The sequence below is a fragment of the Pseudomonas sp. B21-023 genome (assembly GCF_024749165.1).
Taxonomy (GTDB): domain Bacteria; phylum Pseudomonadota; class Gammaproteobacteria; order Pseudomonadales; family Pseudomonadaceae; genus Aquipseudomonas.
The window spans coordinates 5,108,832-5,120,547 of the sequence record NZ_CP087190.1; the positions used below are offsets into that span (position 1 = coordinate 5,108,832).

12 protein-coding genes are annotated in these 11,716 nt (G+C 66.2%); 7 read left to right on the forward strand and 5 right to left on the reverse strand.

The window, feature by feature from the left end; all coding sequences use genetic code 11:
• Positions 1–21 precede the first annotated feature (21 nt).
• From LOY42_RS23050 to LOY42_RS23075, 6 genes are all read left to right on the forward strand, one after another.
• Positions 22–1,776 (forward strand): bifunctional alpha/beta hydrolase/class I SAM-dependent methyltransferase, encoded by a 1,755-nt coding sequence (locus LOY42_RS23050; protein ID WP_139668486.1) that lies wholly within the window; start codon positions 22–24, stop codon positions 1,774–1,776.
• Positions 1,776–3,125, forward strand: a complete 1,350-nt coding sequence (locus tag LOY42_RS23055; protein ID WP_258599440.1) for a phosphatase PAP2/dual specificity phosphatase family protein — start codon at positions 1,776–1,778, stop codon at positions 3,123–3,125. Before LOY42_RS23050 ends, LOY42_RS23055 begins: the two co-directional genes overlap by 1 nt.
• Complete coding sequence (locus tag LOY42_RS23060) at positions 3,122–3,541, forward strand: hypothetical protein (protein WP_198755506.1); 420 nt, start codon at positions 3,122–3,124, stop codon at positions 3,539–3,541. Before LOY42_RS23055 ends, LOY42_RS23060 begins: the two co-directional genes overlap by 4 nt.
• Positions 3,542–3,548: 7 nt before the next feature.
• Entirely contained in the window at positions 3,549–4,169 is a 621-nt protein-coding gene (locus tag LOY42_RS23065; RefSeq protein WP_139668481.1) for a 1-acyl-sn-glycerol-3-phosphate acyltransferase, read from the forward strand.
• A 1-nt stretch (position 4,170) separates the two neighbouring features.
• The gene (locus tag LOY42_RS23070; RefSeq protein WP_139668479.1) at positions 4,171–5,103 is read left to right on the forward strand and encodes a phosphatidate cytidylyltransferase; all 933 of its coding nucleotides are present in this window, start codon (positions 4,171–4,173) and stop codon (positions 5,101–5,103) included.
• A 130-nt stretch (positions 5,104–5,233) separates the two neighbouring features.
• Positions 5,234–5,578, forward strand: coding sequence for a cupin domain-containing protein (locus LOY42_RS23075; protein WP_023631693.1), 345 nt, complete (start codon positions 5,234–5,236; stop codon positions 5,576–5,578).
• A 211-nt stretch (positions 5,579–5,789) separates the two neighbouring features.
• Here the strand turns inward: LOY42_RS23075 and mmsB are convergent, their stop codons facing one another.
• Positions 5,790–6,680, reverse strand: a complete 891-nt coding sequence (mmsB, locus tag LOY42_RS23080; protein ID WP_028691313.1) for a 3-hydroxyisobutyrate dehydrogenase — start codon at positions 6,678–6,680, stop codon at positions 5,790–5,792.
• A gap of 10 nt (positions 6,681–6,690) precedes the next feature.
• Positions 6,691–8,217, reverse strand: a complete 1,527-nt coding sequence (locus LOY42_RS23085) for a CoA-acylating methylmalonate-semialdehyde dehydrogenase (protein ID WP_139668478.1) — start codon at positions 8,215–8,217, stop codon at positions 6,691–6,693.
• A gap of 133 nt (positions 8,218–8,350) precedes the next feature.
• Between LOY42_RS23085 and LOY42_RS23090 the strand changes: the two genes are divergently transcribed.
• A complete protein-coding gene (locus tag LOY42_RS23090; RefSeq protein ID WP_102684573.1) occupies positions 8,351–9,301 on the forward strand; it encodes a LysR family transcriptional regulator in 951 nt (316 codons plus the stop codon).
• Between the two features lie 40 nt (positions 9,302–9,341).
• Here LOY42_RS23090 and LOY42_RS23095 read toward each other — a convergent pair whose 3' ends face one another.
• From LOY42_RS23095 to LOY42_RS23105, 3 genes are read right to left on the reverse strand one after another with little or no spacing between them, the layout of a single operon-like run.
• Positions 9,342–9,842 (reverse strand): OmpA family protein, encoded by a 501-nt coding sequence (locus tag LOY42_RS23095; RefSeq protein WP_256659234.1) that lies wholly within the window; start codon positions 9,840–9,842, stop codon positions 9,342–9,344.
• A gap of 3 nt (positions 9,843–9,845) precedes the next feature.
• Positions 9,846–11,117 carry a diguanylate cyclase domain-containing protein gene (locus LOY42_RS23100; protein WP_139668476.1) on the reverse strand — a complete coding sequence of 424 codons (1,272 nt, stop codon included), beginning with the start codon at positions 11,115–11,117 and terminating at the stop codon, positions 9,846–9,848.
• Positions 11,114–11,689, reverse strand: coding sequence for a YfiR family protein (locus LOY42_RS23105; RefSeq protein WP_139668474.1), 576 nt, complete (start codon positions 11,687–11,689; stop codon positions 11,114–11,116). The genes LOY42_RS23100 and LOY42_RS23105 overlap by 4 nt, the downstream gene beginning before the upstream one ends.
• Positions 11,690–11,716 lie beyond the last annotated feature (27 nt).

Sequence of the window (11,716 nt, forward strand, 5' to 3'; positions counted from 1 at the left end):
TGCCGGACAAGGATATTCGCCATGCGCCAAGCGCAATCGCTGCATTTCTGCACCCATGACGGCGTCGAGCTGCACTATCGTCACTGGCCCGCCACGCGCAACGAGCATCAACCACGCCGCGCCGTGGTGATGTTCCACCGCGGCCACGAGCACGGCGGGCGCATGGCCCACCTGGCCGACGAACTGAACATGCCCGGTTATGATTTCTTCGCCTGGGACGCCCGTGGTCATGGCCAATCGCCGGGCGCTCGCGGCGACAGTCCGGGCTTCGCCACCAGCGTGCGCGACGTGCAGACCTTCATTGAGCATCTTCAGGCCCGGCACGGCATCGCCGAGGCGGACATGGTAGTGCTGGCGCAAAGCGTCGGCGCGGTGCTGATCGCCACCTGGGCCCACGACTATGCGCCCAGGGTGCGCTGCCTGGTGCTCGCCTCGCCGGCGTTCAAGGTCAAGCTCTACGTCCCCTTCGCCCGCCCTGGCCTGAAGCTGCTCAAGGCCCTGCGCGGCAACTTCTTCGTCAACAGCTACGTCAAGCCGCGCCTGCTGACCCATGACCCGGAGCGGGTCATGTCGTATGTCGCCGACCCGCTGATCAGCCGGCCCATTTCGGTCACCATGCTGCTGGGCCTGTATGACGCCGCCGACCGCGTGGTGGCCGACGCCCAGGCGATCCAGGTGCCGACGCAACTGCTGATCTCCGGCGCGGACCTGGTGGTCGAGCGCAAGCCGCAGGAGCAGTTCTTCGATCGCCTGGGCAGCGCACGCAAGGAAAAGCACATCCTGCCCGGCTTCTTCCACGATACCCTCGGCGAGCGCGACCGCGCCCACGCCCTGGCGCGGATCGAGCGCTTCATAGCGCACTGCTTCGACGCGCCGCCGCTGCGGCCGGCGTTGCTCGACGCCGACCGCAGCGGCGCCAGCTGCGCCGAGGCCGAGAGCCTGGCTGCGCCGTTGCCACGCCATTCGCCACGCGACCTCTACTGGCGCGCCACCCGTGCCGGCCTGCGGCTGGGCAAGGGCCTGTCCGAGGGGGTGAAACTGGGCTTCGACACCGGCTTCGACTCCGGCTCCACCCTCGACTACGTCTACCGCAATACGCCGACCGGCAAAGGCCGGTTGGGCGAGCTGGTCGACCGGAACTACCTGGACGCCATCGGCTGGCGCGGTATCCGCCAGCGCAAGCTGAACGTCGAGGAGCTGTTGCGCCTGGCCATCGCCCAGCTGCGCGAGCAACAGCGCCCGGTCCACATCGTCGATATCGCCGCCGGCCATGGCCGCTATATCCTCGAGGCCTTGCAAGGCCTGCAGCAACTGCCCGACTCGATCCTGCTGCGCGACTACAGCGAACTGAACGTGCAACAGGGCAACGCACTGATCACCGAAAAAGGCCTCGCCGAGATCGCCCGCTTCGTCCAGGGTGATGCCTTCGATCGGCAAAGCATGGCCAGCCTCACGCCACGCCCCACCCTCGCGGTGGTCTCGGGCCTCTACGAGCTGTTCGCCAGCAACGAGCTGGTCGGCAATTCGCTGGCGGGCCTGGCCGATGCCGTCGAGGACGGCGGCTACCTGGTCTACACCGGCCAGCCCTGGCATCCGCAGCTGGAGATGATCGCCCGCGCCCTGACCAGCCACCGCGGCGGCCAGGCCTGGGTGATGCGCCGACGCAGCCAGGCAGAAATGGATCAGTTGGTCGAGGCCGCAGGGTTCCGCAAGATCACCCAGCGCATCGATGAATGGGGCATCTTCAGCGTCAGCCTGGCGCAGCGGGTGCGTTGATGGCCCGTGAAGCCGGGCTGATCCGCCGCAGCGTGCTCTGGCTGCTGTTGCTCGGGCCGTTGTTTTTCCTCAGCTACGGCCTGGCCAACACCTACACGGCCGGACGCGACGATATCGGCAGCCTGGTGTTCGCCTGGGAACGGCACATGCCGCTGTGGCCGTGGACGATCATCCCGTACTGGTCGATCGACCTGCTGTACGGGTTGTCGTTCCTGCTGCCGCGTACACGTCGCGAGATGGACCGACATGCCCTGGCATTGCTCACGGCACAGGTGATCTGCGTGGCCTGCTTCCTGCTCTGGCCGCTGCGCTTCACCTTCGAGCGCCCCGAGCTGTCGGGGTTGTTCGGCTGGCTGTTCGATGTGCTGATGGGCTTCGACAAGCCCTACAACCAGGCGCCTTCGCTGCATATCGCGCTGTTGGTGATCATCTGGACGATGTTTGCCCGCCATACACGGCATCCAGCCAGGCGCTGGCTGGTGCACGGCTGGATGGGGCTGATCGGGCTGTCGGTCCTTAGCACCTGGCAGCATCACTTTATCGATGTACCGACCGGGGCGTTGGCCGGGTTCGTCTGCCTGTGGCTGTGGCCGCAACAAGGGCCGCTGCCCTGGCAGCAGGCGCGCCTGGCACGCGACCCCAAACGCTGGCGTCTGGCATTGCGTTATGGACTGGGCGCGCTGGTGCTGGCCGTGCTCGGGTTCAAGCTGGGACACACCGCCTTGTGGCTGCTCTGGCCTGGGTTTTCACTGCTGTTGGTAGCGTTGAACTATGCGCTGTTCGGGGCGCAAGGTTTCCAGAAAGGCAACGATGGCCGGCTGTCGGTCGCGGCGACGGCATTGCTGGCGCCTTACCTGATTGGGGCCTGGATCAATTCAAGACTGTGGACCTGGCGCCACCCGCAGGCGGATGAGGTGTGCGAGGGGGTGTACCTCGGGCGTGTGCCGGGCGCGGGTGACGCGGGGCGGTTCCCGGCGGTGATCGACCTCAGCGCAGAGCTGGCCTGCAGGGTCCTCCTCATCGCGGGGCAAGCCCGCTCCCACGAGCAGACGCCACAGGCTTCGCAGTCCTACCTGAATCTGCCGTCACTGGACCTGGTCGCCCCTGACACGCAGACCTTGCAGCAAGCTGCCGAGGCTATCGAACACTTGCGCCGGCACGGCCCGGTACTGGTCTGCTGTGCGCTCGGCTACTCGCGCAGCGCCAGCGCGGTCGCCGCCTGGCTGGTGGTCAGCGGCCGCTGCAAGGCAGTCTCGCATGCCGAAACACTGATCCGCCAGGCCCGCCCCGGCGTAGTCCTGCATCCCGCCCATCGCCAGTCCCTGCGGCCGCTGGAGACCCGGCCATGAACCTGTTCGTCGTTGCCAGCCTGCTCGCCCGTGGTCGCCAACTGGAGCGCTGGTCGGACGGCATCACCTTGCTGGCCCTGGCCTGCAGCCTGGCGCCCATGCTGGGCGTGCCGTTGCCAGCGCTGCCCCGGGTGTTCTGCGCAGCGCTGCTGGCGCTTGGCCTGGCACACAAGTACTGGGCCATACGCGTTGCCCTGGATGCCGAGCTGTTCGCCCGGCTCGCCACCCGCGACGACCTGCCCGCCGATACCCTGGCCCTGGACCGCGCCCTGTTCGAACTGCGCCTGAAACCGACCGTCGACGATCCACGCCGCTGGCCTGCACGCAGCGAGGCCGCCCTGGCCCTGCTGCGCCGTCAGGCCTTGTGCCTCGCCGTGCAGGTGCTGCTCGCCGTCACCCTCCCCTTCACCGGATAACCCCCCGATGCTCGCCAGCCTGACTGCCTTCGTCATCACCTCCGCCGCCCGCCTGATCACCGGTGCCCGCGCCCTGTGGCTGGGCTGCACGCCGCAACCGGTACAGCGCCTGTACTTCGCCAACCACAGCAGCCACGGCGACTTCGTGTTGCTCTGGGCCGCGCTGCCCGAGCCGCTACGCCGCCGCACCCGGCCAGTGGCCGGCGCCGACTACTGGTGCAAGCCTGGCATCCGCGATTTCCTGATCCGCAAGGTGTTCAACGGCGTGCTGATCGATCGCCAGCAGGCCAGCGAGGGCAACCCGCTGCAACCGGTGCTCGACGCCTTCGCCCAGGGTGACTCGCTGATCTTCTTCCCGGAGGGCACGCGCAACCTCACCGACGACCCGCTGCTGCCGTTCAAGAGCGGCCTGTTCCACCTGGCCTCGGCCAACCCGCAGGTGGAGCTGGTGCCGGTGTGGATCGCCAACCTCAACCGGGTCATGCCCAAAGGACGGGCCCTACCCCTGCCGCTGCTGTGCACCCTGAGTTTCGGCGAGCCGCTGCACCTGCAGCCGGACGAAGCCAAGCACGCCTTTCTCGAGCGGGCCCGCCAGGCCCTGCTGAACCTGGCCCCGAAGGAAGCCTGAGATGGATCACAACACCCTGTCGCTGTTCGCCGGTATCGGCGCCCTGCTGCTGCTCGCCAGCCTCGTCGGCCGACTGCTCAAGTGGCGTGCCGGCCCCGCGCCACATGCGGTGATCGACAACCTCAACGCGCGCATCAATGCCTGGTGGGTGATGGTGTTGGTGATCGGCATCGCCTTCCTGTTCGGCAAGTACGGCGTCATCGTGCTGTTCTACGGCGTCTCGTTCTACGCCCTGCGCGAGTTCATGACCCTCACCCCGACCCGGCGCAGCGACTACCCCGCCCTGGTGGCGGCGTTCTACGTGGCGTTGCCGGTGCAGTACCTGCTGATCGCCATGGACTGGTACGGCCTGTTCAGCATCTTCATCCCGGTGTACCTGTTCCTGCTGCTGCCGATCCTCGCCAGTTTCGGCGGCGACACCACGCGCTTCCTCGAGCGCGCCTCGAAGGTGCAGTGGGGCCTGATGATCGCGGTGTACTGCGTGTCCTCGGTGCCGGCGCTGATGACCCTGGACATCCCCGGCTACGAAGACCGCAACCTGCTGCTGATCGCCTGGCTGATCCTGGTAGTGCAGATCAGCGACGTGCTGCAGTACGTCTGCGGCAAGCTGTTCGGCAAACGCAAGGTGGCGCCCAACCTGTCGCCGTCGAAGACCGTCGAAGGCCTGGCCGGCGGCGTGGCCTTGGCAACGCTGGTCGGCGCCCTGCTGTGCTGGATCACCCCGTTTACCTTCTGGCAGGCGGCGCTGATGGCGCTGACGGTCAACGCCATGGGCTTCTTCGGCGGGCTGGTGATGTCGGCGATCAAGCGCGACCGCGGGGTGAAGGACTGGGGCCACATGATCGAAGGCCACGGCGGCATGCTCGACCGCATGGACTCGGTGTGCTTCGCCGCGCCGGTGTTCTTCCACTTCGTGCGGTACTGGTGGGCGTGAGGCCTGGCCGATCGGCAGGCTTGGGTTGAGATAGCGCGCTCTGACAGCTGGACGTCGAGCCCAGGCAACTGCCCGTACGTCGATGGCCCTATGGTGACGCGTCATCTCACCTGCTATCTGGAGCCACGCCATGTCCGATTTCATCACCGTCCTGCGCGAAACCTGTCCGACCCCGGTGGTCGACGCGACCAAGTGGAAGCGCATCGGCGGCGACCCGCACACCGTCAACCTCAATGCCTACCTGTCCGCCGACGGCAGCAAGATCATGGGCACCTGGATCTGCACGCCGGGCAAATTCGAGGTCAACTACGAAAAGTGGGAGTACTGCCATTTCCTCGATGGCTACTGCATCGTCACCCCGGAAGGCGAGGAGCCGAAGCATCTGAAGGCGGGGGATGTGTTCGTGATCGAGCCGGGGATGAAAGGGACCTGGGAAGTGGTGGAGACGGTGCGCAAGTATTTCGTGTTTGCCTGAAGCGGTAATCGTCGGAGCGGGCTTGCCCCGCGATGACGTCAGGCGGGACAACGCCGTCGCCTGATTTGAAGTCATCGCGGGGCAAGCCCGCTCCCACGATTCAAACGCCCGTTCTGCCGGGCAAAAAAAACGCGGAGCGCATGCCCCTCCCCCAAGGTGCGCAGTTACAAGGGGGAAGACCATACGGTCCGCGATCAAGTCCACTCGCGGGTCAATCCTTCTTGCGGTACCCCTCGACGATCGCCGAGAAATCCTTGCCACCCTCGCCGCGCAGGCTCATGGCCTGGTACAGCTGCTGGGCCACGGCACCCAGGATCACCGGCTGGTGCGCCTGGCGCGCGGCCTCGGTGGCCAGCCCCAGGTCCTTGAGCATCAGCTCGGCGCCGAAGCCGCCGGTGTAGCCCCGTGAAGCCGGGGCAGTCTCGATGATGCCGGGCCACGGGTTGTAGGTGTCCGAACTCCAGCAACGTCCGGTCGAGCTGTTGATGATCCCGGCCAGCACCTTGGTGTCGATGCCCAGCGCATTGCCCAGGGCCATGGCCTCGGACACGCCGATCATCGAGATACCCAGCAGCAGGTTGTTGCAGATCTTGGCGATCTGCCCGGTGCCGACTTCGCCGCAATGCACGATATTGCGGCCCATCTGCTCCAGCACCGGCTTGAGCGTGGCGAACAGCTCGGCGCTGGCGCCGACCATGAAGGTCAGGGTGCCGGCGGCCGCGCCACCGGTGCCGCCGGAGACCGGCGCATCACCCATGTCGATGCCCTTGGCCGCCGCGGCCTTGGAGACCTCACGGGCGGTCTGCGGGTCGATGGTGCTGCAATCCACGGTCGGGGTGCCGGGGCGAATGCCGGCCAGCACGCCGGTTTCTTCGTCCAGGTACACGCCACGCACATGAGCGGCGGCCGGCAGCATGGTGATCACCAGCTCGCTGTTGGCGGCGGCGTCCTTGGGCGAGGTGCTGACCTGCCCGCCCAGCTCGGCGAGTTCGGCCAGCACGGTCTTGTTGAGGTCGAACAGGTTGAGCTGGTGCCCGGCCTTGATCAGGTTGCGGGCCATGGGCGCGCCCATGTTGCCCAGGCCAATGAATGCGATACGCATGACGAGCTCCTTAGCGCAGGCTGATGGTGGTGTTCACACCGTCATTGACGCTGTCATCGTCGAACCAGCGGGCGGTGACGGTCTTGGTCTGAGTGTAGAACTGCACCACCTGCTTGCCGTACGGGCCGAGGTCACCGAGCTTGGAACCGCGGGAACCTGTGAAGCTGAAGAACGGCACCGGTACCGGGATCGGGATGTTGATGCCGACCTGGCCGATGTCGATCTCGCTCTGGAACTTGCGCGCCGCCGCGCCGCTCTGGGTGAACAGACCGGTGCCGTTGCCGAACGGGTTGGCGTTGACCAGGGCGATGGCCTCGTCGAGGGTGTCGACCTCCAGGGTCACCAGCACCGGGCCGAAGATTTCCTGGGTGTAGACCTGCATGTCGGTCTTCACCCCGGAGAACAGGGTCGGGCCGACGAAGTTGCCTTGCTCGTAGCCCGGCACCTTGACGTCACGACCGTCGAGCTCGAGCTTGGCGCCTTCCTTGATGCCGCTCTCGATCAGGCCCAGCACGCGCTCCTTGGCGCGCTTGGAGACCACCGGGCCGACATCGGTGCCCGGCTCGTTGCCGGCGTTGACCTTGAGCTTGCTGGCCGCGTCCTTGATATCCGGCAGCCATTCGCGGGCCTTGCCCACCAGCACCGCCACCGAGGTGGCCATGCAGCGCTGGCCGGCCGCGCCGAAGGCGGCGCCGACCAGGGCGTTGATGGTCTGGGTGCGGTTGGCGTCGGGCAGCACCACGGCGTGGTTCTTGGCGCCCATCATCGACTGCACGCGCTTGCCGTGCTGGCTGCCCAGGTTATAGACGTGGGTGCCGACCTCGGTGGAACCTACGAACGAGATCGCCTTGATGTCCGGGTGGGTGCAGATGCCATCGACCACTTGCTTGCCGCCATGCACCACGTTGAGCACACCGGCGGGGATGCCAGCCTCCAGCGCCAGCTCGACCAGCATCATGGTCGACAGCGGGTCCTGCTCGGATGGCTTGAGCACGAAGGTGTTGCCGCAGACGATGGCCATCGGGAACATCCACAGCGGGATCATCGCCGGGAAGTTGAACGGGGTGATGCCGGCGCACACGCCGATCGGCTGGCGCAGGGTATAGGTGTCGACGCCGCCGGCGACGTTTTCGGCGAACTCACCCATCTGCAGGGTGCCGATGGAGGCGGCGTGCTCGACCACTTCCAGGCCGCGGAAGATATCGCCCTCGGCGTCGGCGATGGTCTTGCCCTGTTCGGCGCTGAGGGTCACGGCGATGCGCTTGCTGTGTTCGCGGATCAGCGCCTGCAGCTTGAGCATGATGCGCATGCGCGCGCCGATGGGAGTGTCGCGCCAGGTCTTGAAGGCACGCTCGGCAGCGGCTACCGCGGCGTTCACTTCCTCGACGGTGGCGAACGGCACCCGCGCCAGCACTTGCTGGGTCGCCGGGTTGACGATGTCACGCCATTCGGTGGTCTTCGACTCGACCCATTGGCCGTCGATCAGCAGCTTGACCTGCTCGACCTTGGTCTGGTCGGGCGTCTGGGGTGCGTTCATCTGCGCTCTCCTTGGAATTATTGTCGGAACGAGGACGCCTACGCCGGAGCGAACACGGGGTGGCGCTTAGGGGCTGAGTTCGAGTATAGATGTGCAAACATCCAACAAGAATGCACAAAAAAACCGGATCATCATGCAAAAAGACCTCACCTCCCTGAGCGCGCTGAACTGGGACGACCTCAAGTTCTTTCTTGAGGTAGCGCGCACCCGCAAGGCCAGCAGTGCGGCCAAGCGCCTGGCCGTGGACTACACCACGGTGTCGCGGCGCATCGGTTCACTGGAAGGGGCGCTGGGCACTTTGCTGTTCGAAAAATCGCGGACCAACGGCTTCGTCCTCACCGCCGAAGGCCAGCGCCTACTGGGCTATGCCGAGTCGATCGAGAGCACCCTGCACATGGCTTGCGAGCAAGTCTCGGGCTCGGGCGTGGCATTGTCGGGGCATGTACGCATGGGCTGCACCGAAGGCTTCGGCAGCTTCTTCGTCACCCCGCAGTTGAGCCACTTCGTCGATGCCTGGCCGGCGATCTCGGTGGACATCCTGCCGTTGCCGCACTTCATCAGCCTGTCCAAGCGCGAAGCCGATATCGTCATCGCCCTGGAGCGCCCGGAACACGGCCCCTATGTGTGCTGCAAGCTGTGCGATTACCGCCTGCGCCTGTATGCCACCCAGGACTACCTGGATCGCCACGAGCCGATTCGCGAGATCGCCGACCTGGGGCGCCACCCGTTCATCAGCTACGTGGACGACCTGGCCTTCAGCTCGGAGTTGCTGTACCTGGCCAACTTGATCCCCAACGCCAACGCGCACCTGCGCAGCACCAGCGTGATCGCCCAGTACACAGCAGCGTTGCAGGGGCGTGGGCTGGCGATCCTGCCGTGCTTCCTGGCGGCGCAGGATCCACGCCTGGTGACGGTGCTGCCGGAGCAGATCGAGGTGACGCGGCAGTTCTGGATGTACTGCCGGGAGGACCTGCGCAAGTTGAAGCGGATCACCCTGCTGTGGGATTACATCCGTGAGGTGACCGAGGCCAATGCGCCGTTGTTGATGGGGGAGACGCGGGAGATGAAGTTCGCTCGGGATTGAGGGTAGGCATCATCGCGGGGCTTGCCCCGCGATGTCGGTATCACTCCGACCCCACCACGATCGACACACGGCGATTCTCCATGCGCCCTGCGGCGGTACGGTTGTCCGCCACCGGCTGGCTGCTGCCCATACCGCGGGTCTGGATGTTCTGCGGCTGCATGCCGATGCCGGCCAAGGCCTTGGCCACGCTCTGCGCGCGGCGCTCGGACAACTGCTGGTTGTAGGCGGCCTTGCCCGAGGCGTCGGCGTGGCCGTCGATGCGCACGCGCTGGATATCCACCGACAGCAACGCCTTGCCGATGCGCTCGACGATCGACTCGCTCTGGCTGTTGAGGCTGTCCAGGTCGCTGCCGAACAGCACCTTGCCGGACAGGTCGAACGCCCAGCCGTCATCGGTCGGGGCGAAGCCCTCGCGCTTGAGCACGGCGACCTGCTCGGGTGTCAGCCCCTTGGGCGGCACGCTCTGGCAGCCGGCCAGGGCCAACAGCGCCAGCAGCAGGGTGAGCAACGGGAAACGCAGTAGGGAAAAACGCTTGGTCACGGTTCAGCTCCTGTTCTTTGCATCGTTGGCACAGCGTTCCGTCTGTGCCACTTGCCAATGGCCGCGGCGATTGCGCTTGGCCTGGTACATCGCCGCATCGGCGGCATTGAGCAGACTGGCCGGGTCGCGGCCGTCGTCCGGATAATAGGCGATACCGACGCTCAGCGAGGTGGTCAGACTGGTACCATCCTCCAGCTGCACCGGCAGCTTCATGCTGGCGACGATTTTCTCGGCGATGCGCTTGGCATCCTCACGCGAGTGCAGCGGCGTCAGCAGCACGGCGAACTCGTCACCGCCCAGACGCGCTACCAAATCATGTTCGCGTAACTGTGCGCGTACGCGGCTGGCCACGCTGATCAGCACTTGGTCCCCCACCGCATGGCCGAGACTGTCGTTGATCTGCTTGAAATGGTCGCTGTCGAGGAACAACAGGGCCAGGTGATCTTCCGTGCGCGCGGCGTTGCGCAGGCTGCGACTCAGCCGCCCTTCGAAGAAAGCGCGGTTGGGCAGGCCGGTCAGGCTGTCGTGGCTGGCCTGATGGGCAAGGGTTTCGTTCTCGCTTTGCAGGTGGCTCTGCCAGACCTCCAGCTCATCGAGCAGGGCATTGAAGTCGTTGCCTAGCTCGTTGAGCTCGGCGATCTGGGTTTCCGGCACGCGGCGGTCGAAACTGCGCTCGCGCCGCGCCGCATGGGCAACGCTGGCCAGGTTGCGCAGGGGCCGGATGATGTCGCCGAACAGGCGCCGAGACAGGTACAGCGCCAGCACCGCACTGAGCACCGTGCACACCAGGATCCCGACCAGGCCGCTGAGCAGGAAGCGCACCAGGCTACCGCCCTGCCCGGTCAACTCGATATGCCCGACGCGCTGGCCCATGTGTTGCACCGGCATGTTGATCGGCTCTTCCAGCAGGCTGCGCGCCACCAGGGTCTGCAACTGCGCCATCACGCCGGGCGTATCACGCTGCCAATGGGCGAGCAGTTCGCCATCGTTGTCGTAGACCTTGGCGTCGGCGACTTCCTCGGTGGAGGCGATCAATGCCAGTGCTTCATTGGCCGCGGCACTGTCGTCGAACACCACCGCAGCTTCGACGGTGTAGTTGATGGAGCGGGCGATCAGGTGCAGGTTGTGATTGGCATAGACGCGCAACGCCGCCACGCCGAGCAGGGTCACCAGCACACCGGCCAGGCCCGCGGCGAGCAGCGCCACGCTCAGGTGACGACGGCCGAGCACGGCACGCAGGGTCGGCCGGCTGAAGCGCTTGGCTGAACGCTTCATGGCTGCCCTGCCCGCCGTCGCGACAGCTGCAGCACGCTGGGGTGGATGCGCACACCGCTGCGCGCCACCGAGTCGAGGTTGACGTCGAACGCCACTTGCTGGTCGCTGACCCGCAGGCAGAACAGGCTACCCACCGTGCACGGGTCATCGGCCTCGCTGATGCTCAGCAGCGGATGACCGTTGACCCGCTGGAACAGCCGCTCGCGCTCCAGCTTGTCGAGCTTGCCCAGGTAGATGGCATCGCAGGCGCTGGCCACGCTCGGGTCGTCGGCCAGCAGACGACGCACCTGCAGGGGTTGCCCGGAGTTCTGCACGTTGCCCTTGATCAGGTCGTCGGCGTACTCGGTAGGGCCGACCAGGCACAGGCGCAAGGGGTTGGGGTCGGCAGGCCAGCGTGCGTAGCTGAGGATCCCCAGTACCACCTGGGTCACGGCCTTGGCCCGTTGCTGCGCCTGCGCGTCCGACGCGGCAGTGCCCGCCCAGGCGGGAGCGCCGGTCGACAACAGCGTGGCCATCAGCAGCGAGAGCGCACAACCCGTCACTCGTCTCAAGACCGAGACAGCCACAGTCATGGGGGAAAATCTCACAAAATGTTTGCG

Coding starts and splice junctions, on each gene's coding strand:
- LOY42_RS23050 (WP_139668486.1), top strand. CDS start 22: ATGCGCCAAGCGCAATCGCTGCATTTCTGCACCCATGACGGCGTCGAG.
- LOY42_RS23055 (WP_258599440.1), top strand. CDS start 1,776: ATGGCCCGTGAAGCCGGGCTGATCCGCCGCAGCGTGCTCTGGCTGCTG.
- LOY42_RS23060 (WP_198755506.1), top strand. CDS start 3,122: ATGAACCTGTTCGTCGTTGCCAGCCTGCTCGCCCGTGGTCGCCAACTG.
- LOY42_RS23065 (WP_139668481.1), top strand. CDS start 3,549: ATGCTCGCCAGCCTGACTGCCTTCGTCATCACCTCCGCCGCCCGCCTG.
- LOY42_RS23070 (WP_139668479.1), top strand. CDS start 4,171: ATGGATCACAACACCCTGTCGCTGTTCGCCGGTATCGGCGCCCTGCTG.
- LOY42_RS23075 (WP_023631693.1), top strand. CDS start 5,234: ATGTCCGATTTCATCACCGTCCTGCGCGAAACCTGTCCGACCCCGGTG.
- mmsB (WP_028691313.1), bottom strand. CDS start 6,680: ATGCGTATCGCATTCATTGGCCTGGGCAACATGGGCGCGCCCATGGCC.
- LOY42_RS23085 (WP_139668478.1), bottom strand. CDS start 8,217: ATGAACGCACCCCAGACGCCCGACCAGACCAAGGTCGAGCAGGTCAAG.
- LOY42_RS23090 (WP_102684573.1), top strand. CDS start 8,351: ATGCAAAAAGACCTCACCTCCCTGAGCGCGCTGAACTGGGACGACCTC.
- LOY42_RS23100 (WP_139668476.1), bottom strand. CDS start 11,117: ATGAAGCGTTCAGCCAAGCGCTTCAGCCGGCCGACCCTGCGTGCCGTG.
- LOY42_RS23105 (WP_139668474.1), bottom strand. CDS start 11,689: ATGACTGTGGCTGTCTCGGTCTTGAGACGAGTGACGGGTTGTGCGCTC.